The sequence below is a fragment of the Paenibacillus amylolyticus genome (genome assembly GCF_051136285.1).
In the GTDB taxonomy this organism is placed as follows: domain Bacteria; phylum Bacillota; class Bacilli; order Paenibacillales; family Paenibacillaceae; genus Paenibacillus; species Paenibacillus amylolyticus_F.
Window position 1 is genome coordinate 2555697 of sequence record NZ_CP194938.1, and the last position, 25492, is coordinate 2581188.

21 protein-coding genes are annotated in these 25492 nt (G+C 46.2%); 7 read left to right on the forward strand and 14 right to left on the reverse strand.

From position 1 onward, the window contains the following. The first annotated feature begins 68 nt into the window (after positions 1–68). Together ACR8BL_RS11345 and ACR8BL_RS11350 are read left to right on the forward strand one after the other, a co-directional pair. On the forward strand, positions 69–545 hold the full coding sequence (locus ACR8BL_RS11345) for an RNA polymerase sigma factor (RefSeq protein WP_434752700.1): 477 nt from the start codon (positions 69–71) through the stop codon (positions 543–545). A 334-nt stretch (positions 546–879) separates the two neighbouring features. Further along, positions 880–3687, forward strand: coding sequence for a chitinase N-terminal domain-containing protein (locus ACR8BL_RS11350; protein ID WP_434752701.1), 2808 nt, complete (start codon positions 880–882; stop codon positions 3685–3687). 592 nt (positions 3688–4279) lie between these two features. Here the strand turns inward: ACR8BL_RS11350 and ACR8BL_RS11355 are convergent. The 6 genes from ACR8BL_RS11355 to ACR8BL_RS11380 all read right to left on the reverse strand — a co-directional run bounded on the left by ACR8BL_RS11355 (position 4280) and on the right by ACR8BL_RS11380 (position 9699). Beyond that, positions 4280–4540, reverse strand: coding sequence for a hypothetical protein (locus ACR8BL_RS11355; protein ID WP_434752702.1), 261 nt, complete (start codon positions 4538–4540; stop codon positions 4280–4282). Positions 4541–5245: 705 nt separating this feature from the next. Beyond that, complete coding sequence (locus ACR8BL_RS11360; protein WP_434752703.1) at positions 5246–5866, reverse strand: hypothetical protein; 621 nt, start codon at positions 5864–5866, stop codon at positions 5246–5248. A 232-nt stretch (positions 5867–6098) separates the two neighbouring features. Continuing rightward, positions 6099–6911 carry a phosphonate ABC transporter, permease protein PhnE gene (phnE, locus tag ACR8BL_RS11365; protein ID WP_434752704.1) on the reverse strand — a complete coding sequence of 271 codons (813 nt, stop codon included), beginning with the start codon at positions 6909–6911 and terminating at the stop codon, positions 6099–6101. Continuing rightward, entirely contained in the window at positions 6908–7765 is an 858-nt protein-coding gene (phnE, locus tag ACR8BL_RS11370; RefSeq protein WP_434752705.1) for a phosphonate ABC transporter, permease protein PhnE, read from the reverse strand. The genes phnE (ACR8BL_RS11365) and phnE (ACR8BL_RS11370) overlap by 4 nt, the downstream gene beginning before the upstream one ends. Next, positions 7762–8559, reverse strand: coding sequence for a phosphonate ABC transporter ATP-binding protein (gene phnC / locus ACR8BL_RS11375; protein WP_434753094.1), 798 nt, complete (start codon positions 8557–8559; stop codon positions 7762–7764). Before phnC ends, phnE (ACR8BL_RS11370) begins: the two co-directional genes overlap by 4 nt. A gap of 153 nt (positions 8560–8712) precedes the next feature. Further along, a complete protein-coding gene (locus ACR8BL_RS11380) occupies positions 8713–9699 on the reverse strand; it encodes a phosphate/phosphite/phosphonate ABC transporter substrate-binding protein (RefSeq protein ID WP_434752706.1) in 987 nt (328 codons plus the stop codon). Positions 9700–9975: 276 nt separating this feature from the next. On the opposite strand from ACR8BL_RS11380, the gene ACR8BL_RS11385 reads away from it, so the two are divergent. Then, the gene (locus ACR8BL_RS11385; RefSeq protein ID WP_434752707.1) at positions 9976–11664 is read left to right on the forward strand and encodes a bifunctional metallophosphatase/5'-nucleotidase; all 1689 of its coding nucleotides are present in this window, start codon (positions 9976–9978) and stop codon (positions 11662–11664) included. A 134-nt stretch (positions 11665–11798) separates the two neighbouring features. On the opposite strand, the gene ACR8BL_RS11390 is transcribed toward ACR8BL_RS11385, so the two are convergent. From ACR8BL_RS11390 to ACR8BL_RS11415, 6 genes are all read right to left on the reverse strand, one after another. After that, entirely contained in the window at positions 11799–12029 is a 231-nt protein-coding gene (locus ACR8BL_RS11390) for a hypothetical protein (protein ID WP_434752708.1), read from the reverse strand. 202 nt (positions 12030–12231) lie between these two features. Beyond that, on the reverse strand, positions 12232–13593 hold the full coding sequence (locus ACR8BL_RS11395) for an MATE family efflux transporter (protein ID WP_434756678.1): 1362 nt from the start codon (positions 13591–13593) through the stop codon (positions 12232–12234). A 263-nt stretch (positions 13594–13856) separates the two neighbouring features. Further along, a complete protein-coding gene (locus ACR8BL_RS11400; RefSeq protein WP_434752709.1) occupies positions 13857–14279 on the reverse strand; it encodes a MarR family winged helix-turn-helix transcriptional regulator in 423 nt (140 codons plus the stop codon). A 318-nt stretch (positions 14280–14597) separates the two neighbouring features. Continuing rightward, a complete protein-coding gene (locus ACR8BL_RS11405) occupies positions 14598–16439 on the reverse strand; it encodes an ABC transporter ATP-binding protein (protein ID WP_434752710.1) in 1842 nt (613 codons plus the stop codon). After that, a complete protein-coding gene (locus tag ACR8BL_RS11410; RefSeq protein ID WP_434752711.1) occupies positions 16420–18249 on the reverse strand; it encodes an ABC transporter ATP-binding protein in 1830 nt (609 codons plus the stop codon). The genes ACR8BL_RS11405 and ACR8BL_RS11410 overlap by 20 nt, the downstream gene beginning before the upstream one ends. Positions 18250–18512: 263 nt before the next feature. Then, positions 18513–19571, reverse strand: coding sequence for a CotH kinase family protein (locus tag ACR8BL_RS11415; RefSeq protein ID WP_434752712.1), 1059 nt, complete (start codon positions 19569–19571; stop codon positions 18513–18515). A gap of 339 nt (positions 19572–19910) precedes the next feature. Here ACR8BL_RS11415 and ACR8BL_RS11420 point away from each other — a divergent pair, with 339 nt between their 5' ends. From ACR8BL_RS11420 to ACR8BL_RS11435, 4 genes are read left to right on the forward strand one after another with little or no spacing between them, the layout of a single operon-like run. Then, the gene (locus ACR8BL_RS11420; RefSeq protein WP_434752713.1) at positions 19911–20597 is read left to right on the forward strand and encodes a DUF6897 domain-containing protein; all 687 of its coding nucleotides are present in this window, start codon (positions 19911–19913) and stop codon (positions 20595–20597) included. A gap of 52 nt (positions 20598–20649) precedes the next feature. Further along, on the forward strand, positions 20650–20787 hold the full coding sequence (locus tag ACR8BL_RS11425; protein ID WP_434752714.1) for a hypothetical protein: 138 nt from the start codon (positions 20650–20652) through the stop codon (positions 20785–20787). Next, positions 20788–22149 carry an arsenic transporter gene (locus tag ACR8BL_RS11430; protein WP_434752715.1) on the forward strand — a complete coding sequence of 454 codons (1362 nt, stop codon included), beginning with the start codon at positions 20788–20790 and terminating at the stop codon, positions 22147–22149. 13 nt (positions 22150–22162) lie between these two features. Beyond that, entirely contained in the window at positions 22163–22831 is a 669-nt protein-coding gene (locus ACR8BL_RS11435) for a DUF2642 domain-containing protein (protein ID WP_434752716.1), read from the forward strand. A gap of 247 nt (positions 22832–23078) precedes the next feature. Here the strand turns inward: ACR8BL_RS11435 and ACR8BL_RS11440 are convergent, their stop codons facing one another. Together ACR8BL_RS11440 and ACR8BL_RS11445 are read right to left on the reverse strand one after the other, a co-directional pair. Further along, positions 23079–23819 carry a nuclease-related domain-containing protein gene (locus tag ACR8BL_RS11440; protein ID WP_434752717.1) on the reverse strand — a complete coding sequence of 247 codons (741 nt, stop codon included), beginning with the start codon at positions 23817–23819 and terminating at the stop codon, positions 23079–23081. A 291-nt stretch (positions 23820–24110) separates the two neighbouring features. Beyond that, positions 24111–25004: an NAD(P)-dependent oxidoreductase gene (locus ACR8BL_RS11445; RefSeq protein ID WP_434752718.1), complete on the reverse strand. Its 894-nt coding sequence runs from the start codon at positions 25002–25004 to the stop codon at positions 24111–24113. Positions 25005–25492: the final 488 nt, after the last annotated feature.

The following is a 25492-nucleotide window of genomic DNA, read 5'->3' on the forward strand; positions in this document are numbered from 1 at the left end:
TGCATTAACAGAATGCCAAACGGACCCGAACCAAGGCTTGATCCATATCCAAGGGGGATTCACATCTTATGAACCAATCACAGATCAGTGATGCATACATTAACTATAAATCAGAAATCACCAGGTATCTATCCCAAATCGTCAAACAGCCGCAGGATGCGGAAGACTTGGCACAAGATTGTTTTATTCGTCTCATGAACGTGACTGTAGCCATTCCTGAAGACCGGATTCTCTATTATCTCAAACGCATCGCTCGTAACCTGGCTATGGATAGCTTTCGCAGACGTACCCGGACCTTACGCCGTGACAGCCGGCTCGAGACGCCCACACACCATGTTGATACGCCTCAGATGGAGATTAATGAAGGAGTTAACGAAATCGTCTCCCATATCCACAACACCGAACATCGCAAAATTTTGGAACTGCGCCTGATTCATGGGTATTCGATTAAAGAAACAGCCCAGATGGTGAACCGCAGCGAGGGTATGATCAAATCTTCCGTTTTTCACGCCGTTAATCGTATTCGGGCTAAAGTCATCTCATAGAGATGGCTTTTTATTATGTTGCTTATTTGCATTTGTGTTTTGTATTCGTTCTTTATGTTTTGTTCTTTATGTTTTGTTCTTCGTACCTTTACTTTCCGACCTTTAAGCTGCTTCCCTATTCTTTAGCCAAGGTATCATCATTTCCAACCCCATTATCGTTAATAATCCAAATGGCCTATTCCTATGCCAAAATGCCTAATTTTACAAAATTCGATCTAATTTTTACATTTTGTTATGACTATGTGAGATTTTCATGTGGTAGAATATGGACGAACTTATGAATTAATCAGGGTGTGGGTTTTAAGACACGTCCTAATATTGGGGAGGGATTTGGTTGGGTAAATTGACACGTTTACGGGGAGTTTGGTTAAAATCACTCCTGGCATTATCCATGGCTTTGCCACTTCAGATCGGATTATGGAACGGAGATGCTTCGGTTCATGCGGAAGGACCGACAGACTCGGCACCGTTCATTCAAGCCAAGATTGTTAACGAGAATGCTGGCAAGAAAGTGCTATTTGACAACTCGCACGGCCAAACTGCCGGAGCAGCAGACTGGGTCATTGATGGAGGTTTCTCCGACTTTGCCAATGCTTTGGCAAACGACGGTTATTATGTGAAAGAGCTGCGCAAAACAACGGCTTTTACCTATGATGATCTGAAAGAGTACAACGTATTCGTTATTGCAGAACCCCAAATTCCTTTTAAAACGTCTGAACAGGCGGCATTAAAACAATATGTTGAATCCGGCGGAAGTATCTTCTTCGTTGGAGATCACTACAATGCTGACCGTAACAAGAATCGCTGGGATGGCTCGGAAGTCATCAACGGATACCGCCGCGGTGCATATCAAGAACCAACCAAAGGCATGAGCGCAGATGAGCGCAATTCCTCAGCCATGCAGGAAGTAACCAGCACGGATTGGTTATCCGATAACTTTGGCATACGTTTCCGATATAACGCACTTGGCGACATTAATGCCAATATCATTGTGCCAGCCGATCAATCATTTGGTATTACAGAAGGGGTATCTGCTGTAGCGATGCATGCAGGTTCCACACTGGCAATCACCGATCCGGAAAAAGCCAAAGGCATCGTGTACTTGCCAAAAACCAATGCCAAATGGAATAACGCTGTAGACCAAGGTGTATACAATGGCGGTGGCATTGAAGAAGGCCCATATGTTGCTGTATCCAAACTGGGTGCAGGTAAAGCGGCTTTCATCGGTGACTCTTCCCCAGTGGAAGATGCATCTCCGAAATATTTGCGCGAAGAAACAGGTACACGCAAAACGACATATGACGGTTTCAAAGAAGTTGATGATGCTGTATTGCTCGTCAATACCGTAAACTGGCTGGCTACACAAGAAAACTATACTAAATTGTCCGAAGTAAACGGCCTTACATTGGATACAGCTACCGCGCTGTTACCATTTGAGGAGCCGGCGGCTTCCACTGAACCACAAGCGGAACCTTGGGCTGCACCTGCTGCCGGATACAAGTGGTATGATCGTTCCACGTTCAAGCCAGGCTCGTATGGCGGCCCTGCATCCAGTGCTAACGCTGCTTACAGCTTCGTGAAGCAAGATACGTTACCTAATGCCGAAGACTTCCAGATTCGTGTTGTGGTTGAGAATATGCCACCGAACACAACGGTTACCGGCTACAGCGCCGGAATCTATCTAACAGGTGGAACACAGGTAGCTATGATTCAAAATGAGAGCGGAACATGGCCAACTTCGTACGGATACAGCTCAGCATTCAGCGTAACATCCGATAGCAAAGGTCGGGCGATCAAAGATCTGAATGTACGCATCAAACCAGACACAAATGGCAATGCCAGCCTGCGTCTGCGTCTGAATGGCAGCAACCTGATTACAAATGCGGTAAGCATTGCTAACGTACCTGCACAGCCGCTTCCAGAAGAACAAGGTCCAATTCCAGCAGCCATCAGTGTTGCCGAGGCACGCACTAAAGCGGTAGGCACTACAGTTACCGTTGAAGGTGTAGTAACAACCAAACCGGGTTCTTTTGGCGGACAAGCTTTCTATCTTCAGGATGATACAGCCGGAATCTACGTGTTCCAGCACACGAGCGGATTCGATGTAGGTGACAAAGTGAAAGTGACTGCACCAACAACGATCTATAATAGTGAGTTCGAGTTAACCGATGTGGTTGCGATTGAGAAAACAGGAACAGCTAAAGTTCCGGCTCCGACTCTCGTTACAGCCATCAGTGATGCCAACCAAGGTCAACTCGTTCAATTGAAAAATGTAACGGTACAGAATATCATCAGCGCTACACCTGCCGGTTCATTTGAATTTGATGCGGTAGCTGCTGACGGCACAAGCACACATGTGCGTGTGGATACACGTACTGGTGTAAGTGAAACAACTTTCCCTTATGCTGCTGGTGATAAGCTTGATATCACAGGCATTTCAGCTATTTTCAAAGACGTATTTCAATTGAAACCAAGAAGCTCGAATGACATTGTGGCTGCGAAAGAACAAGGCGGAGGCGAAAACCCTTCTACTCCAGCCGAAGGAGCGCCGGGTAAAGCGGTGCTTTCTTCCGATAACGGACATACTACCGGGCTGTCAGATGGTTCATTCAACGTTAGCATGAATCTGTGGTGGGGCGAAAATGCAACCGAGTATAAGCTCTATGAAAACGGTGTCCTTGTAGATACGCAGAAGTTCACAGCTGCTTCTCCTTCTTCCCAGTTTGCAAAAACAGAGATGAAAGGCAAAGCTAACGGAACCTATACGTATGTTGCCGAATTGATCAACGACAAAGGCGCTACCCGCAGTGACGAGTTGACGGTTCTCATTGCGAATGCTGCTCCAGGTAAAGCCGTTTTGTCTCAAAACAACTGGGACGGCGATGGTAACTACACCGTAACGATGAACCTCTGGTGGGGTACCAACGCAACCGAGTATCGTCTTTATGAAAATGACGTGCTGATCGATACGCAATCCTTAAACGCTGCAACACCGTCTGCTCAAACGGCGAAAACCGATCTGAGTGGTCGTGCGAACGGAACGTACACGTACCGTGCAGAATTGATTAACGCCGCAGGCGTGACCAGCTCGGAAACCGTTACGGTACAAGTGAGCAAAGCAGCATTGCCTTTGGCGAGCTAGTTTAGAGGTAAGAGCGGCGAAAGTAAGCATAGGAATAGAATCAGAGTAGGCGCAAGCGCGGAAATGAAAGCAGAAGCAGAAATGTAAATAGGAACGACGATAGTAGTCTACGCTAATCAGTAACGTCAGCAATAGCGAAAAACCGAAACCAGTCCGATAGCCAGGAAACAGGCTGCGGTGGTCTCGGTTTTTTGCTGTTTTATTTCGATTTTGCGATTTTACGGTTTTTGGGTTTTGCGGTTTTATTGATGGCATGCCATTGACCCCTTGAACCCTCTGCTCCCTCAGCGCTAACGATCATGAGAGAGCTTATTTGCCCCTTTTTGCCACATTTAAAATTCTAACGATCACCAGCGACGCTATTTGGCTATTTTTCAGTATTTTGAGGGGGAAATCGAGCTAAATACAACAAATAGCGTCTGTGAGGATCGTTAGAATTTTAATGCAGGCTTTTTAGGCTAAATAAGGCTTCTGGTGATCGTTAGCGATTCAAGCTAGGTTCGAAAGTACCTTCCCCTCCTCGATCCATGAGGGTTAGCTTACCTACTTGTACATATTCTCTACACGATCCCTAAACGTAACGTGAATCAACTCATCTCAGTCGAGGTTTCTCATAACCGTCTCTTACAAAAAGAATACTGTTCCACACCGCACAATAGGCCGCTAAAGCCAAGATACCAATGACAAAAACCAGATTCATCTGCGTGAACGAATAACTGCTGCATGTGAAAATAATAAGAATCGCACTGAGTCCGATATTTTCCCGGTTATGTTTTTTAAACTTCTGAAAGATCATTCGATACAGCAAGATTAACACCATAAACACGGTCCATATCAAATAAAACTTATCCATAGGATCGGTTACCTCCTTATCAAAAGCTCCACTCTCTTCACCCTTAAAAAGTTATCTTATGAAGCTCTACACCAAACTTAATTATGTACGTTTCAACTTGTCCTACGGTAATATTCATCCGGCAACCGACTGTTCGATCCCCTACGAGTTTACAAACCACATAAACCCGAGTATCCATGATGCAACAAACAGATAGGCGATGATTTTGATGAACATATATTCTTGTTTTCGCTTCAGAAAATATATTGCCACAACAAACGAGATCAGCGTTAGCACCAAGTACAGCAAGGTTTGAGCTTCAAGGGGTTTAGTGATTCTACATTTCATATAGAAAGATTTCGGAAGTTTCTTAAAAAAAGCTGTATATTTCCACCCCATTATACGCTAACGTGAAGCTTATAATAAAAGTCGCCACAAAAGAAATGATGATTGTACTTATTATCAAGATCTGATCCTTCTTTTTGAGGATATATATTGCTACACCAAACGACAGAAGTGTTAATAAAAGATATAATAGAGTCTCACTTGCTGGCGGAACATCAAAAATAATAAAACCCTCGTTTCCTGAAAGCATGAGCGCGATAAACAATTGTAAAAATACCAATCCACCACAAATACTCAATAACGATGCGAGAAGAGTTAAAAATAATTTTCAACATCATATTCACCTCCTTATTATATCAAAATCGTACGCAACGGATAAAGCTATCTACAATAAGACTCATTTGTACAATATATTTTTTTGCCCCTGTCAATTACAACTGTTACATAATTATCTTCCGATCGGCCCCTAAAAGTTAGCTTAACATCCGTCTCAAATGTTGTATCGACAAATGGCTTAACCTCGTTTTTTTCTATATCTCCTGCTTTTATTTTTCTCAGATAAACAACGGTTCGTATGACTTCGTCATCGGTCCAACTTTCACTTTCTTTCTGGTCTATGACATAAGGCAACTGTTGTTTATCAATAATGTGCTGCACTTGACTTTGAATCTCCAATTGTACATCTTTCGAAGGCGTTCTAAAGAAGTCTTGAATTGCGCTTTGGTTAAAAATTACTATAAAATACATTACAACAGATGCTATAAAACAAACGATAATGGTTCCAATTATTCCTGACTTCTCCTTCTTGTTAAGTACATACACCGCTACAACAAACGGAAGAAGTGTTAACACAAGATACAAGAGAGTATGACTTGCTGGAGGAACGTCAAAGATAATGAGGCCTTCGTCTCCAGATAGCATCAATAGCATTATTAAATAGCCAAAAAGCCATCCTCCTCCAATACTCAATATCGATGAAATAATAGGTAAAATAATTCTCAAAATGAAATTCACCTCCTTCTCATATTAAAATCGGAATAACTTACAAATAATTGAATAAAAAATTGAGCAAATTGCAAATATATTTTCACTACTTATTTCATCTGAAATATAAGGAATTATTAACAAATAGCTAGATTTAGAGCCTGTGTATTTTAAACCAACAAAAAAGACTACCTAATGCCGCAACATCCAGCAAAAGATAGTCCTTTTTCCTACCACTTCATTCCGTTACCTACACCAGCTTCTTCCGAATATACCCCGAGATCAGGTCAATGATCGTGATCATCACGATAATGCCGAGCAGGATAATGCCGACACGCGGCCAGTTGCGTGTGCTGAGTGCGAAGATCAGCGGTGTCCCGATACCACCTGCGCCAATCACACCGAGGATCGTGGCAGAACGAACATTAATTTCAAACCGATACAACGTATAGTTCAGGAATCCCGGAATAACCTGCGGCAAGATGGCAAACCATAGCTGCTGCAGTCGGGTTGCTCCGGAAGCCAGTAACGCTTCGGACGGGCCGTAGTCTATATTTTCAACCTCATCCGCGTACAGTTTACCCAGCATCCCAATCGAGTGTAGTCCAAGAGCTAATACCCCTGCGAATGATCCGGGTCCCACGGCCTTAATGAACAAGAGAGCCATAATAATCTCGGGAAACGTACGGATGAAACTAAGCATCATTTTACCCGCACCCGAGATTGCCCGATGGCTGCTCATATTCCGTGCAGACCAGAAAGCAAACGGGATACAGAGCACGGCAGAGATTACCGTACCCAGCACGGAAATCGCCAGAGTATCCAGCAATCCGCGCAGCAAATCCTCGCCTTCAGGCAAATAAACGAAATTCCAGTCGGGCGAGAAAATGCCCGCGATAATAGCCTTCATAATCTGTCCGGCAGTTTCCTTGAACCCGGTAAAGGGTACGCCCGCAAGCGCCCACGCATATATCAGAATTAACAGCAGAATGATAAGCCAGCGCAGCGGATTTTTACGTGATTTGGGTCTTGGCCGAATACGGCTCGCTTCATTTTTCATCATAACAATTTCTCCCGCAGCTTATTGCTCACATAGTCGATAATCAGAACGATAGCCAGTGTGAAAATAATAATGGTATTGGTCTTGTCATACTCCAGGAATCCGAGTGTCGCTTCATAATAAAGACCAATTCCTCCCGCTCCAACGAGTCCAAGGATAGCTGCCGCACGTACATTAATTTCGAATGCATACAACACATAAGACGTAAACTGTGCAGCAATTTGAGGAACAACCCCGTAGACGATGAGCTGAATTCGGTTCATGCCCACAGCCGTCATCGCTTCAAGCGGCCCTTGGTCGATGGTCTCCAGCGTTTCATACGTAAGCTTGGCGATTAGTCCCACCGAGAATACAGCCAGCGCGAAAATACCCGGAATCGGCCCCAGCCCAAATACAGCAACGAACAACGCCGCCAGCAGCAAGTCGGGAACCGTACGAATCAAATTCAGCAGAAAACGTGCCGGATAATAGATCCAGCGGCTCGGCGCCAGATTACCTGCACAGATAATCGAGATGGGAATCGCAAAAATGGCACCGATAGTTGTTCCCAATAAAGCCATGCGAATCGTCTCCAGCATGCCCTGTACGATATTGTCGAAATAACTCCAGCGTGGCGGAAACATCTCCTTCAGCAGCTTCCACATCTCAGGTCCACCTGTAAACAGTTCCACAAAACTTGCATCCGTTTGCTTCGCACTCGCCCACAAGAGCAACCCAATGATAACTAGCGTGAGCAGATGTTTGGTCTTCCCCGGTGGTTTGGGGCGATTTACAATCTGCCTCGGGCTGGAGCCAGGTTCCTTACCCGCGCCTGAGCGCCCTTCATGTTCAAGTGAAACGTTGGTTTGTCCCTTCATACCAGCACTTCTCCCTGCTCATGCACAGCCTGCTTGTCCAACAATTCATCAGCCAGGATCGGTCTGCCATAAATTTCAGCAAAACGCTCATCCGTCGCCTCTTCCACCGGACCATCAAATACAACCTCTCCTGCACGCAAACCAACAATACGTGTCGCATACTCTCTCGCCAGATCAATAAAGTGCAAATTAACAATCGTTGTAATACCCATATCCTGATTGATACGTTTGAGGTCATCCATCACCTGTTTCGTCGTCAGCGGATCAAGTGAGGCCACCGGTTCATCGGCCAAAATGATTTTTGCTTCCTGAGCGAGTACACGAGCAATCGCCACACGCTGCTGCTGTCCACCAGACAACTGATCCGCACGAGAATACGCCTTCTCAGAGATATTCACTCGATCCAGTGCATCAAAGGCCAATTCGACATCCTCTTTTGGAAAACGACCCAAAATGGTACGAAGTGTAGAATGATATCCCACCCGACCCGCCAATACATTGCGCAAGACGCTGGAGCGTTTCACCAGATTGAAGCTCTGGAAGATCATGCCGATATCCCGGCGGATCATACGCAGACGTTTCCCTTGCGCCTTGGTGATGGAGCTACCGTTAATCAAAATTTCACCTTCACTAATATCATGAAGCCGGTTGATTGAACGCAGCAATGTCGATTTGCCTGCACCAGACAACCCCACTACTGCGATGAACTCTCCCTGCTTAAATTCCAAATTAATGTTGTTCAGACCTTTCGTACCGTTGGCATACGTTTTGGTCACATTGTGAAGCTCAATCATCGCGATAATCCTTCTTTCATCCATAATATTTATATCGTTTTCGCTGCTTCTAGCAGAACCTTGTAAATAACGGCACAAGCCAGAACAGCGTCAATTACGCTGAACTGGCCTGTTCACTGTAGAAATCCACGAATGGCTTGTTGGATCGGAAAACTACTCGGTTTTCACTTTCTCGTTATACTGGCGAACGATATCAAACTTGCTGTCATCGGACTCCACATAACCTTCGTGCGTGTAGATTTCTTTGATGATCTTGTGACCTTCTGTATCTTTACCGATATCGATGAAGGCTTGTTTGATCTTCGCTGTCCAATCTGCGTTCATGTCGGTACGAACGGCGATCGTATCGTTGGGAATAGGCTCAGTGAAAGCAAGTACACGTGTGTCTTTGAATACATTCGGGTAGTCTTTGGAAACCGTGTTACGGGCATCCTGGAAAATAGCTGCCGCATCTACGTCACCGTTCAACACGGCAAGAACAGCTTGGTCATGGCCTTTAACGGTTACAGGCTGTACGTCTTTCAACGGATCGATACCGCGATCCAGCAACAAGGCTGCCGGCCATACATAACCAGCGGAAGACGTTACGTTCTGGTAAGCCATTTTCTTCCCTTTCAGATCCTCAACCGATTGGATCGGGGAGTCTTTTTTTACAATAATCATGGATTTATACGAATCTGCCAGTTGCTCTGTCGGAGCGCCAGTCTCATCATTCACACCGAAACGTTGAGCTTGCAAAATAACTTGAGCTGCACCTTTCTCCTTCGCAAGCACATAAGCCGTTGGAGGCAGGAAACCTACATCTACTTTTTTGGAAGCCATCGCTTCAATAATCGTGTTGTAGTCCGTGGATACGCTGACTTTTACCGGGATACCCAGCTTGTCGCCAAGCAGTTTTTCCAGCGGTTTTGCTTTTGCTTCAAGGGTGTCTGCATTCTGGGAAGGAACGAATTGCACTGTCAGTTCCGTAGGTACATAACCTTCAGCGGTTTTGTCTTTCTCTGTTGTGTCGGTTGATGTGCCGGACGCGCCCGAATTGGCTTCAGCGCCGTTGGACGAATTGGATGTAGCATTAGACCCACACGCACTCAGGAACAGAACCAAAATCAACAATGGTAAAAATAAAGCAGACTTCTTCAATCGAACACCCTCCAAAAGTTTTTCTGATTTTCAGTACTTGTCTACTATAATTGGCAAATATTTGCGTGATGTGAAACGAAATTTGGAGTTTTGTAAAGTTTCCTGGCAGGCTGTCAGCGTGGCTTTCTTCTGTTAAAATAGGCTCATTATGGTGGATGATTTCGGAGGAAATACGCTTGGATTACGGCTTATCACCTGTTGTTAAGACGATTTCTTTTGCTCCGTTCTACGGTTTATGCCATATATCTAAACTTATATATTAGAGGAGATTGTAAAATGACACGCATTCCCCCTACGACAAACTTCAATATCCTGTTCACCAGTGACCTCCACGGAGCGATTCGCCCGATCCATTACAATACGAATGCTTATCGTCATGCCGGTCTTGCCCTGCTGGCTTCTCTGATTCGGCAGGAACGTGAACGGTCGCCTGAATTACTACTAATCGATAATGGAGACTTACTACAAGGCTCTCCTCTCGCTTCTTATGCGGCTTCTCATGGCTCCAAAGTGCAGACTCATCCCTTTATTCACATCTTGAATGAGCTTGGATACGATGCGACGGTGATGGGTAATCATGAGTTTAATTATGGTCAGGAGTTGTTACGCGGTGCGGTGCAAGGCTCCTCTTTTCCTTGGCTGTCTGCAAATATTGTGATGAAAAGAGAGAAGCAATCGCCAGAACTTGCACATCAAGAGCTTCATGGCGACCAGCCACAAGTTGCAGGACTGCCGCTTGCCCCTGACGGAGCAGGTATTCCTGCTTTTGGCGAACCGTATCTGGTCAAGACGCTCTCTACTGGCGTAAAAATCGCCCTTCTCGGCGCAACCACCCATTACATCCCCAACTGGGAGCATCCGAAAAATATTGAAGGACTGCACTTCCTGGATGCGCTGGAAACGATTCGTGCATGGGTGAAGTATATTCGAGAATATGAACAGCCTGATGTGCTGGTGGTCAGTTATCATGGTGGATTTGAATGTGATCTGGAGACGGGAGAAGCTGCCGAGCACTTAACTGGAGAAAACCAGGCGTACGAAATCTGCCGAGAGATTGAAGGCATCGACGTACTGCTCACGGGGCATCAGCATCGACAGTTGACTGCCGAAATTCATGGGGTAACCGTGATTCAGCCAGGGTTTAATGGCAGTGGATTAGGTCATGTGTCTGTGCAGCTCCAACAATCACCTGACGGCAAGTGGTTAGTGGCGGACAAACAAGCGCGCTTGTTGCTGTTAGATGAACATCCTGATCTCAAGCCTGATCCTGTTGTAATGAAACTGACGGATGAACTGGAATCTTCGGCTCAAACCTGGCTGGATCATCCAATTGGCGAAGTCGCCGGGGACGGTGATCTATCGATCTCCAGTGCCACACAGCTGCGGCTGCAGGCGCATCCTTTTATTGATCTTGTACATCAGGTGCAGATGGAAGCAACCGGGGCCCAGCTTTCCAACACGGCGATGCTTAGCGAAGAAGCTCGTGGATTCGGCAAGCAAATTACGGTGCGGGATGTGTTATCCAACTTCATTTATCCCAACACCCTGACTGTACTTGAACTCAGCGGGAAGGATATTCGGGAGGCTTTGGAGCAGACGGCACGTTATTTCGAACTGGACACCTCCGGCAAAGTAATCGTTAACCCGGCGTATATGCAGCCCAAGCCTCAACACTACAACTACGACATGTGGGCTGGTATCGATTATGAACTGAATATTTCCCAGCCTGTGGGCAGCCGTGTCGTGAAGCTGGAGCGTGAAGGCAAGCCGCTGGGAATGGATGAGAAGTATTCTGTCGTGATGAACAGTTACCGCGCGGCAGGTGGTGGAGATTATGCGATGTATCCGGGCAAAAAAGTACTACACGAAGGCGCCACGGATATGGCTGCACTGGTGGAAGATTTCATTCGCAGGCACCAGCCGTTACACGTTCGGGAAGTGCATAACTGGAAGGTGACCTGCTGAATTTGGGGTTGAGTGAAAAGCAAGAAATTAAAGAGTACATGAAAAAGGACGGAACCGGGTTTATCCGGTTTCGCCCTTTTTACTCTTTGTGGAACGGAGACTATGGATTCATTGGTAGGATCAACATAGCTCTATTAAAACAAGGAATCCGAGAGAAACAGTACGATCAGAAAAGCGATTACCCAGACCAGAAATAAATTCGCAGTTGCAGCAGCCCATTTGCTTTTGCCCGAATGATAAAACGCCCAGCATACGAAGGAAAATAATACACCCATGGGATACGTAGCCATAAGGATTGCTGCGATCGTATCTAACAATGGGTGGTCACCAGACTCCCGATAGGCATAAAAAAACAAACTCATCATCAGTACATACGGATAGGCTATAAGAGTTATTCCATAAATAACATTGAAGAATATAAGCCAATTTGCAAGTTTGGGATTTTTCAAAACAGATGAACAACCTCCTTGTGAACACCAAGCTCATTCCAGTATATCCACCTGTTCCTATCACGTCATGGTATAATTTTCCATCAGATGATTAGTATATATCCATGTGCATCTCCTTTTAAACAGCAACCTGTTTGTGCATTCTATTCATGCGTCTGTAGTGGTAAGCGAACAGGATGAGTCCCAGAACAGATGTAATGATCTCCGTTACTGTCATAGACCAGATGATGCCTGTAAGCCCATAGAATTTATGGAAAACGATAATTACCGGAATAAACAGCGTGCCCTGGCATATCGCCATGACATTGGTCGGGATGCCTTCTCCTGCCGCTTTGAAAATACCTGTAAACAGTCCTGTTACTCCAGTAAACAGAGCGGAGATCAACATCGCCACCAGAATTGAACTTCCAGCCTCCAGTACAGCTGCATCCGAAGAGAATAATCCAATTACAGGTTCTTTGAACATATAAACGATGCCTATGAAAAGAACACCAATACCGATGATATACAGCGAGGCCTGCTTATACGTAGCCTTTAAACGACCAAACTTCTGACTCGCGAAACTGTGTGCCACCAGTGGGATAATCCCCATAAAGATACCCATCGCAAGAAACTCGGGAAGCTGGACAACCCGCAAAGCAATACCAAATCCAGCGACTACACTTTCTCCATAGATCATCGCGTAATGATTCAGTAGCAGCGTAGATACGATCAGAAAAGAGGTCTGCAGCAGCTCGGAAACGCCGATCTTGAATACTTCCATCTGGTCTTTGACCGGAAGTTTCCAATGTCCCAGAAACCCTCTCAAATTCTCACTGCGGCGGGACAAAAACCAAACATAATAGGCAGCGGAACAAGCATTCGCTAATACAATGGATAATGCGGCTCCAATCACATGCCAATTCAATACCAGAATCAACAGCACATCCAGAACGATGCTGGCTGCAATGCTGATGAACATACCGATCATGGATTCTTTCGAGGCACCTTCCGACCGAACGAGCTGTTCTAGCGCAAAATTAAGAATAACGATAGCCCCTCCGCCCAGAAGTGTAATGGCATATTGACTCGTATACTCATATACAGCCTGATCCGCTCCCAGTCCCTGAACAATGGGTGAGATGAACAACCAGGCGATCAAGGCAATCAACAGACCAATGCCCAAGCTCGAATAAAAGGAATACCCTGCGACTCGTTTCGCTTTTTCCTGCTCTCCCGTTGCCGCTAATCGTGTAATGAATGTGCCACCACCCACCCCGAACATATTGCCAAAAGCCATTAATATTGTAAAAATGGGCAAACCCAGCGTAATGGCGCTAAACATGCCCGTATCATGAACGAGACCGATAAAAAATGCGTTGATAAGGTTATACAATGTTCCCGCAGACATACCAAGCATCATTGGAATCGACAGATGCATAATCGACTTATGGACAGGCGCTTTGTCCAGATAATAGGAGTTGGAATGTTTTTCTTTCATGGTAATCCCCACCTTTCTTAACCACTTAACAATTAGACTTCTAAGTGTTAACTCAAAAAAACACTAACCTAAATTCGTAACCATCTGCTAAGAAAACTAAAGCTAGACTTAGTACTTTTACTTTTACTTTTACTTTTACTTTTACAACTACAGCCACAGTTACAGCTACAACTTAATTCATAGAACTTTAATAGTTTGAATTCTAACCTTTAGTTCATGAGCAGTTTACCTGCTCTATGCGTTCCCAATGAACCTAATCGACCTTATAAATTCTGATTAACCTTGGTCAGCAAACGCATCAATGTTGCCTGCTCTTCATCCGTTAAACTTTTCACAATCTCATTCTCTACGGTGGCAAACATCCGCGAGATATCCTGAATCATTTGCTCGCCCTTCGGCAGCACATACAGGTTCTTTTGCCGCTCATTATTCGCAGGAATTTTGCGAACGATATAACCGTTTTTCTCCAGTCCCTTTAACATACTTGTAATCGTTGCATCTCTGCGGTTAAATACGTCAGCCAGGTTTTTCTGAATTAACCCTTCATCCTGATGCTCATAGATGTATCCAATGATTCTTCCTTGTTGAGCGTTCAACCCCAGTTCGTTGACCTGATCGTCCGCTTTGCGTTTGATCTTGATGCCAATCGTTTGAAACAGATCCGAATATGGTGTGTTTTCGCGCATGAATTCTCTCCCTCCTGTTCTGCTTCCTCTTAATTTGTTTCATCACTGTTCTCTTACTCACTCACTCGCTCAGAGTCAACCTCTAAATATTAGACATCTAAGTGTTCGCGAGCTAAATATATATCGGTTGCTTCCTCTCTGTCAAGTATCGATCTCTTTTTATTGCCTGCACATATCAGAAAAAAGGATTGAAGCCCCTTCCAGACTCCAATCCTCCTGCTGTTACATCGCTAATTTAGTTTACATTACCGTCCTTACACCAGAAGGAAAAGTAACCCTTTCTTCCTCCCACTCTCCTGCTTCATGCGAGCCTACACTCTATTGTGCTTTCTTCCGCAGCTGGCTGTTATACAGCTCACTATAGAATCCGCCTTGCTTCAGCAGTTCATCGTGTGATCCCTGCTCCAGCAGTTGACCGTCTTTCAGCACCAGAATCCGGTCGGCCTGACGGATCGTGTTCAGCCTATGGGCAATGACAAAGCTGGTGCGGCCATGCATCAGACGTTCCAGACCCTCCTGAATTTTGATCTCGGTCACCGTATCAATGCTGCTGGTCGCCTCGTCTAAGACCAGAATAGACGGATCAGCCAGGATAGCCCGAGTGATGGCAAGCAGTTGCTTCTGCCCTTGGCTAATGCCGCTTCCATCTGCCTGAAGTACCCGCTCATAACCGTTCTTCATCCGCATAATAAAGGAATGTGCATTGGCCAGCTTGGAAGCGATCTCCACTTCTTCATCGGTTGCATCCAGACGTCCGAACCGGATATTTTCCCGAATCGTTCCCTGGAACAAAAATGAATCCTGCAACACAAAGGCCATGTGTGACCGCAGATTCTCACGCCGAATGGTTGCCACCTTGTGCCCATCCACCGTAATCGTTCCACTTGTTGGATCATAAAAGCGCGACAAGAGCTGAATCAGGGTTGTTTTCCCCGCCCCTGTTGGACCGACCAACGCGATCATCTCGCCTGGCTTCGCTTCAAAGCTAATGCTGCGCAGAATATCACGCCCCTCATCATATCCAAACGACACCTTGTCGAACCGGACGTTGCCCTGCATGTTATCCAGGGCAATCGCCGCCCCTTCATCCTTCGCCTCCTCATCCTCATCCAGCACCTCGAACACCCGTTCAGCCCCTGCCATGGCAGACAACAGCGTGTTCCACTGATTCGCCAGATCGTTCAACGGACGTGTGAATTGACGCGCATATTCCACAAAAATAATGATGACCCCCACCGTAACGGAGCCCTGAATTGCTAAGATACCACCGATGCCTGCGACAATGGCAAAGCTCAGGTTGTTGAGTGAGTTCATTAATTTCGGAATAAAACCGGAAATCGTCTGCGCCCAAAATGCAGAAATCCGAATGCGCATATTACGCTCCTCGAAGCCGCGAATGACCCGTTCTTCCTGTGAAAAGGCCTTGATAATCTTTTGTCCGGACAACGTTTCCTCAATATAACCGTTGAGTTCACCCAGATTACGCTGCCGCTCTTTGAAGAGCGGACCTGTTCTACGGGTAATCCACCGCATCCCCAGAGCCATCAGAGGTACAACGATAAATGTGAGCAGTGTCAGCAGCGGACTTAACCAAAGCATCACACCTAATGTGCCGATTAAGGTTAACACACTCGAAAAAATCTGAATGGCCGAGCTGTTCAGTGTACTGCTGACATTCTCGATATCGTTAGTGACCCGGCTCATAATCTCTCCCTGCTGACGTTTGCCAAAGAACGGAATCGGCAGCTTATGCAGATGAGCGAACAGATCATAGCGCATACGAAATACGGTCTCCTGTGCAATCTCAATCATCCAAATATTTTGTAGCCAGGATGTGAGGGAAAAGAGGACATACACCGCCGCCAGTCCAAGCAGAAACCAGGTCCAGCTTGAACTGGTCGCTTTTCCCGCGATAAATTGGTCAATGGCTATCCCGACCATATAAGGCCCAAGCAGAGCCAGAGCAGAACTGGCAAATACCATCAACAGCACAAGCGAAAGCTTGACCTTTCGGCGTGAGAGGTAACTCCAGATTCGTCCGAGCGTGCCTGACCAGTTCTTGGCTCTTGCTTTCGGTTTACCCTGCCCCCCTGAACGGAGTGACTCGGAATCCAGAACAGGCCGCGGCTGACGGAAAGGCTCAATGAATGCTTTGAACATACTGTACGCCCTCCCCATATTGTGATTCATGGATTCGGCGGTACAACTCCGACGTTTCCATCAAGTTTTCGTGTTTTCCCTGTCCAATCAGTCGTCCATCATCCAGGAGCAGAATCAGATCTGCCGAAGTGGTTGAACTGATCTTCTGCGTAATAATAAACGTTGTACAAGAAAGCTCCTCAAGTGCATTCAGCAGTCGGCCTTCGGTAGCTACATCCAGCGCACTTGTGCTGTCATCGAGAATAAGAATGCTCGGACGACGTACCAAAGCTCTCGCAATGGAGAGACGTTGCTTTTGTCCACCTGAGAGGTTGACACCCCTTTGACCAAGCAACGTATCATATCCATTCGGCAGCTGCTCGATGGTCTCATGAATCTGAGCACGCTTCGCTGCTTCCACAATCTCTTCCATCGTGGCATCCTCCCGTCCCCAAGCAATGTTTTCCCGAACGGAGCCCGTAAACAAAACAACTTCCTGAGGAACGTAACCAATCGATTGGCGAAGGGTCGGCAGATCGAGCATGGAAGCGTCCGCAGCATCAATGCGCACCTCACCCTGTTCTTCCGTATAGAGGCGTGGGATGAGCTGCACCAGAGAGGATTTTCCTGATCCGGTTGCCCCCATAATGGCAATTCGCTCGCCTGCTTTTGCCAAGAAGGAGATATCCTCCAGCACTTTAATCTCACTATTGGGATAACTGAAACCTACGTTACGGAACTCGACTTCACCTTGCACTATGCGCTGCTCCTGCCCGGTCTTGGCGGAACCTCCGCTGCCTGCATGATTCAACGAACGTGTGATATCTGGGTTCCCTGTAAAAATCTCCTGCTCTCTCCGTCCCGTATGGTCCGTCTCGGACGTATCCTCGGTTTCAAACACTTCATTCAGACGCTGTGCTGAAGCGCTTGCCCGTGAAAATGTCACCAAAATCCAGGAAAGTGCCGATAACGCTCCAATTGTACGCAGCAAATAGTTAATGACGGCGACAACTTCACCCACGGTTGCCGAACTTGATACGATCTCTCCCCGTCCAAACCAAAGCACAGCGATAATACATCCGTTCATCATCAGCAGCATGAACGGCATCGTTGTCTCCGTCAGACGCAGCGCGGCAATTGTGCCTTTCATCAGCTTGCCGCTGAAGCCGGCAAAGCGTTCAATCTCGTGGCCCATCCGTACAAAAACACGGATTAGCCGGATGCCTGTCAGATTCTCCTGGATGACACCGTTCACGGCATCCAGTCTGCGCTGCACATTGCGGAACAGCAGCGCCGCCTTTTTGATCATCCAGATCACAACAACGAGCAGCACCGGCACCATAACAACGAGCAGTAGTCCCAGTCTCGGACTCACCACCAGAGCCATGATCATACTGCCGATGACCACCAGCGGAACACGGGTCATGAACCGCAGACTCATGAAGACCGTATCCTGTACCTGAGTCACATCCCCTGTTAAACGGGTGATTAGCGATGATGTCGCAAACCGATTAAACACAGCGTAGGAAAACGTTTGCATCTTGTCATACAACTTCTCTCTCAGATCGTATCCAAACCCCAGACTCGCATGAGAGGCAAAGAAGGAACTTGCAATTCCGGCAGCAAACGCAATGACCGCACTGCCAACCAACACGCCACCCCACATCCAAACGACGGCCAGGTCTCCCTGCTGGATGCCATTATCAATGATTTTGGAGATCAGATAAGGCTGAGCCAGCTCCACTGTTAATTCAATCAGCATCATGACTAATGCTGCAATGGCGGCGACCCGGTACTTTTTCAAGTGAACGAACAGCTTGAGCATTCCCATTCCTCCGGCCCGGAGCACGTTACTGGCGATACTGCATCACATTCACACCATCACTGCTCCGTTATTCTCTTTCCTTAAAGCTATGTAAAATTTCACGTAACCAATACGACTATTATATCGCATTTTTCTTTTACACACCGTTACGTTCTTCTCATTCTTAGTATTAACCTGAAATTTTAACCTGAAATCGACTACACGAGAACTTGCTCTCTTTATCAAAATAAAATACCCAAGGCAGCGTAGCCCGTTGCCTGGGCATCCTTTTACAGCTGTCTCAACGCGGTTCCCACATACTCCCGGCGTTCTTTAACATACGTGCGAATCTTCTCGGGTTCATTCAGGAAGACCTTCATTGGCCACTTCATATAAGGATCATTCCTCACATCTTCCCTGATCTCATCGTGCAATCGGTATACCAGCGGCATCACTCTCTTTTCCGTAAATGCATGATCCAGATGATGCTGCATCAATTTCTTATACTGCTCTCGGAACGTACGAAATGCCAGCAGCCGGCTTGTAAGTTTGTTATACCCCTGAATGCGAACCAAATTCGGATTTACCTTGGTACCGTAACAGTTTCTCCCCCAAGTCCCCTCATAGTCCCAAGGTAGAATGCCATACTTTCGACTTTTCGCTTTTTCGTACCATGTATAGTTTTGGTGAAATCCGTCAAAGTTGCCTGTCAGCACAGCCCCGCTCAACCAGCGCAGATAGTTATTGGTATCCACCCTTAATTGTAAAAAACGAAACAGCTCCATTTTGGATTTACCATTTAATTGTTGAATAAACCTGCGCAGCCTTTGGCGATCCTCCGTATTGCCCCGGATCAGGCTGTATCCAGACAACAGGTCGGTTCCTGAATCGGATGATCCCGATGACAGTGCAAAATTGGCGTTATCATTGACGGCATAGAAAATGCTCCGGACAGGCGTTCTCCTTTGGCGAAAAAAAGAGGATTTTACTCCTTCGATTCGTAGATACACCCCTGCGAGCTGACCATTGAGATACAGTACACAGTGGCGCGTAGAAGGTGCCGGTACCCGAATGGATTCGAAAAATTGAAACGAAAGTGCGTTCCGCAGCAGTGAAGGGTCATCATATTCGGCATTAAAGTGAAACGTACGGCTGGACGTACGAATCTCAAATGATTTTTTCACATAGGCCCGCGTATGTCCTCCCCGGTACCGAATTCGAATGGGAAGCTGCTTGCCGTCCATCTGCATCGTGCCGTTCACAAACGTTTCTGACCATATGTTCGATGATAATTGCTGGTATTCATTCGCAGATACATGGATGTGGTAGACAGGTAGAGTCATTTCCATCCGCCTTTCGGTCACCTGTGGGATTAGCCCGTAGGCTGTTACATCATCCTATGCACAGATACATCAGGCCGTAAGGGCGAATGTACAGCCTATTTATGGAACCATATGTAAATTATTATGTAAGATTACGGAGTAGAACGTAACACAAATCTATAAATTACCATTTTTATCATAGATTACTGCCAATTTTACTATATAAATAGTTGTCTGCTGTCTCCTCAGATGCTAGGTACACATATGATTAAACTACAGACAGACTCCAATGACGATTGGCAGGGATTCAACGAACAACCGTCGGGCGGCCTATCTGAACTTATATCAGGGAAGGGGCAAAATACAATGTCTATGAACGGTCATGGAATGAGAGGATTGGTTGGAAGAGAAGTTAAGATTAATCGTGGGGGACCCGATGCAATGCAAGGTACACTGATGGATGTACGCTGGGACTACATGGCTGTGGACTGCAAGGAAGGTATTGTGTATGTGAGTGATGCTCATGTTAAAAGTATTACCGATACAGGTCGTTCCGGTGGAGCCAAAGGGCCTATGGGGAATCCTATTCCAGCGAACACATTTCTTGGAGTTATGCAGGCACTGCGCTTCCGTCCAGTACAGATCAACCGGGGAGGCCCCGAAAAAGTGGAAGGCATCCTGGCCGATGCCAACCAGAATCAATTAATTCTGACTTTGAAAAACCAGGAGATTATCCGTATTCCTCTGCAACACGTGAAATCCGTTTCTCTGGTACGCGGAAGCAGCAACAACAATAACAGTGGCAACAACGGCAAAAACACCAGCCAAGGCAACAAAACACAAAATACGCAATCCGGCGGCAATCGTTCCCAAGGGAATCGCAGTGGAGGCAACCAGGCTTGCGGAAACAAATCTCAGGGAAATAAATCACAAGGGAATAAATCGAACAACAACAACAAGTCACGTGGGAATCAGTCTCACGGAAATAAATCGGGTGGCAACAACTCACGAGGAAATCAATCTCGCGGGAATAAGTCTGGTGGCAAACGGTAATTCAAGTCTGATAAGAAGTTAAGTTACTGCCAGTTTAAAGGGGGGAATGATCATGCTGATCTTTATCGCAATCGTCTTGACAGGTGTGCCTTTGTATTGGCTAGTTACGCCGGGAAGGCCCACTTCGACTCATGAACATCTGAAACAGTCTTCACAAGGACTTCTCCCCCTGGGAGGTGAATCACAGTAAATGCCTGATTACCAGTTGTGGTTAACCTTCGGGGTATTTATTATCACTGTCATTTTCCTGATGTGGCGGCCTGGAGGATTAAATGAATCCATACCGACTTCACTTGGCGCGCTGCTTCTTATCCTGACCGGAGTAAGCAGTTTGGGACATATCCTGGGCATTTTCGAAATTGTATCCGGTGCAGCGATTACGATTCTCTCCACTATTGTCATGTCCATTATCCTGGACAGCATTGGCTTTTTTCGCTGGATCGCTGTGAACATGATTGAAAAGGCACGGGGCTCCGGCCTTCGATTGTTCTGGCTAATTGTATTACTCTGTTTCCTCATGACTATCTTCTTCAACAATGACGGCAGCATTCTGATCACTACCCCCATCATCATTCGAATCTGTTCCATGTTACGTCTGAAAATTCAGCAGCAGCTACCTTACCTCATCTCCGGTGCACTCATCGCTACAGCTTCCAGTGCTCCCATCGGACTCAGTAATCTGGCTAACCTGATCGCCTTGAAGATGGTGGGATTAAATCTGAATACCTATACTCAGATGATGTTTGTACCATCCATGCTCGGAATTATCGCCATGACTTTCCTGCTGCTCTACTATTTTCGCAGAAGCATACCCAAAGGTATTCATCAGTTCCCCGTATCCATGCAAAGTTCATCTGGGTCAGGTTATCATCCACTGCAGACAACCGAATCCGAATCGGATCACTCCAAAAACAATGTAGACTGGTGGTTGTTCCGAGTCTGTATCGGGATCGTTGTATTGATCCGGGCAGGATACTTTCTCGCCGAGCAATTCGGTATACACATGGAGATTGTCGCCATCACCGGAGTTGTTCTGATGCTTGCTGTACGGTGGTATCGTACACGATCCGGACTGAAAGATGTCGTCACACAGACGCCGTGGCATATTCTTCTCTTTGCCTTCAGCATCTATATCATTGTGGACAGTCTTCACCGAGCCGGCATGACAACATGGATTACCGAATTCACAGGTCCGATTGCCGAAAGAGGTAGTGCCAGTCTGATTGCTGTATCCGGATTACTGCTTACGGTGTTATCTAATCTGTTCAACAATCTGCCTTCGGTCATGATCGGAACATTCGCTGTTACTGACCTTCATCTGAGTGAAACCCAGATGCATCTGGCATACCTCGCCAATATATTAGGCAGTGATATTGGAGCATTATTAACACCCATAGGCACACTTGCCACCTTAATTTGGATGTATATATTACGGACCCATCATATTCGAGTCTCATGGAAACAGTATATGAAAGTAACCTTTATTGTGATACCCATTAGTTTAATTATTAGCTTATTTTCCTTATATATCTGGGTGGCTATGCTATTTTGAGAGGAGGTATACTGTGAAATCTGCAACGACTTGGTTAGGTAAAATAGTTGAGTTTGAACTGTCCGGCTGTAAGCTGCCCATTCAGGGGGAGGTTATTGATGCAGGCGAAGATATTATCGTTGTGTATGGAAATCAACGCTACATTTATGTGCCACTCCATCATCTTCAAACGATGCGGTTTATGAAATCAGAAGAAAATTCTAATCATGTGGACGTGCCTGCACCTGATCCGGAAATGGACCATGACAATATCTCTTATCGAAAAGTACTGATGAATGCTCGCGGCAAATTTAGTGAAATTTCCATCGGTGGACGAACACTGCATGGTTATATCACCAGCATCATGAACGATTATTTTATCTTCTACTCTCCTCTGCACCACTCCGTCTATGTTTCCATCCATCATCTGAAATATATTATTCCCTCTCCCTCTAACAGCAGACCATTTGCGATGGATCATCAACATTTCCCAATACAGCCATCTTCGATCTCACTCTCTCGCACACTTGATCAGCAGCTGCTCAAAATGGCAGGAGAACTCGTCATCTTGAACTTGGGTTACAAACCTGAACAGACCGGCTTGCTCAAAAATATAAACAACAAGTTGCTTGAAGTTATTGATGCAGAAGGTAGCGCGCGGTTCATGCATATCAGCCATGTCCAAACGATTCATTTGCCTTAATGGTTAACATGGAACGCAAACAGAGATATTCCGGAGACTGACACTATGGCCCGGAATATCCCTGTTTCTTGTATTTTTTTGCTGAATCTGACTGTGGCTATGAGTTTGACTATGAATTTGACCATGACTATGTCCGAAAATGACGATGACTCAACACCCTGACAGCTCACTATTTATTACACTATTGATCTACTCGCATCTTTACTTGTTTTCTGTATCCTGGGGATTGAAATAGCTATATAATCGTCTATTTAATACCTTTAGCTTTCGCCATATGTTCTGCCCGAATCTGATGGTCCGTCGAATTCACGGTGTTCAGCATGTTCCAGATCGCTTGAGTGTCCTGCTCTTTATACAAGGTCTCAGGAAGCTCACTCTCCAATCGCTCTGTTTTGCGCTGAATGGTCTCCACCAATTCATGATCGTAAATAATCATTTCATCGGAGTTGACGTACCTTACGGCTGGATCAACACTGATACGACAACGGTTCGTGAACGTCACCATCGAGACAAGCCGAACACGCTTGTAATCTCCAAGATGAGCCTGAATGGCTTCAACATGAGCACGGTGCTGCATGAGCGGATTATACATTTTGACACGGCTGCTGCTCACCGACCAATTCGCCTCCCGGCGTCCACCACGAATCTCTCCAGTGGTCAGGTTCCGGGTTTCGATGACAAAGATCGCCCGCGGCCCAATCACCACATGATCAATCTGGGAATATCCCGAACGTGACTTCGGATTGGAAACCAGCAGATCATTCAACACTTTATATTCACTGGGCAAACCAACCAGAAGTTCGGCGGTCGTTGGTTCTTGGGGCGTACTGATCCAATCGGGTTCGGACTTTTTCTTTTTACGCCGACTACGGACCAGACGTGGAGGAATAGCTGTAGCCGTCGGCAAAGCCGAAGCTGCAACAGAATCGGTAAGCGGGCTGACAAGCTCTGGCTGATTCTTGAACAGAGACAGAATTTTCTTGAACATAGGTAAGCTCCGTTCTATTTGGAATGGTTTATAAGTTATGGGTTATGAATTATGTAGATGTTTAATACCGTTTATCATGTAAACTTCTATACCTTATGTCGGATAAAGTCGAACAAAAATAAAGAGACTTTCATTAAATTCACGGATTCTTAAATGCGCACGACAGTATATACCCCAACCTGCGACTTAAGACACACGTCAAATTTACATAAAGTTCAAAATATAAAGAAAAAGCAGCGCCCCCTTTTTCCTAAGTCAAAGAGTCCGCTGCTGTCTTCCCATGTTCATCTTCTAAGCCTGGAGATAGTACGTGTACAGCACTTGTGTACCTTTCTCATCCAAGCCGTTCTTTGATATTTCCTGATAAAGCGATTCCGCCAGAGCCAGTCCCGGTGTATTCATGCCCATCGCTTGAGCAGATTCCAGTGCAATGCCCATGTCTTTGATAAAATGTTTCACATAGAATCCAGGCTCATAATCGCCTGCGATCATGCGCGGTCCAAGGTTGCTGAGGGACCAGCTTCCGGCTGCACCGGTCGCAATACTCTTCAGCACATTCTCCGCGTCCAGTCCCGACGTCTTGGCATAGGCGAGTGCTTCGCATACGCCGAGCATGCCAGAGGCGATGGCAATCTGGTTGCACATTTTGGTATGCTGCCCGGCGCCCGGCTTGCCTTGCAGCACAATGTTCGTGCCCATCTGCTCAAAAATCGGACGCACCGCTTCATAAGCTTCTGCGTCACCACCCACCATAATGGACAGCCTGCCGTCCCTTGCGCCGATATCGCCGCCGGATACAGGCGCGTCCAGTGCATGCAGACCTTTAGCTGTCGCCGCTTCTGCGATGCGCGCAGCCAGCAGCGGGCTGGAGGTAGTCATGTCAATCAGGGTTGAACCTGGTTTGGCATGAGCAACAAGCCCACCTTCTCCGAGATAGATCTCCTCTACATCTTTTGGATATCCCACCATGGTGATGATGACATCACAAGCGGCAGCCAGATCCGCAGGCGTTTCATGCCAGATAGCTCCTTCCTTCACGAGCGCTTCTGCCTTGGCGGCAGTGCGCGTGTATACATGAAGCGGATACCCTGCACGCTGAATGTGACCAGCCATGCTTTTGCCCATAACACCCGTTCCAATAAAACCTACTTTAATCTCTTCAGGTGATTTTGCTGATTGCGTCATTGCAAGTTTCCTCCCTGTTTCTTGAGTGATATATATTGATATGAAATGCTATCAGTGCTACAAGTGCTTGTCCGTAGGTCTGTGAAGTCGATGCGGGTGAGATTGCGGACAGGGACACCGATGCGGGTGAGTAAGCGGATACGGATGCCGATAAGAATACCGGTGCGGGTTCAAGTCCAGTTAAGTTCAGGTCAAACTCGCAGTTAAACTCAAGGTCGAGGTAAGTTCAAGTTCCACTTAGAGTTCGAGTCCAAATAAGAACGAAACCTTTACTGGTCTAACCTATATCCCCCTGATCCTACTGCCATAATTGTCTAACGATCACCAGGAACGCTATTTGGGCAATATCACACCTTCTAATATTCTAACGATCTCAGGAAATCTTATTTAGGAAAATCGATTCAAAAATGAGCATTAATCTTATGTTTTCAGCAAAATAAGGCTTCTGGTGATCGTTAAAATTCTAGCTCCCCCCCATTTCACTTAAA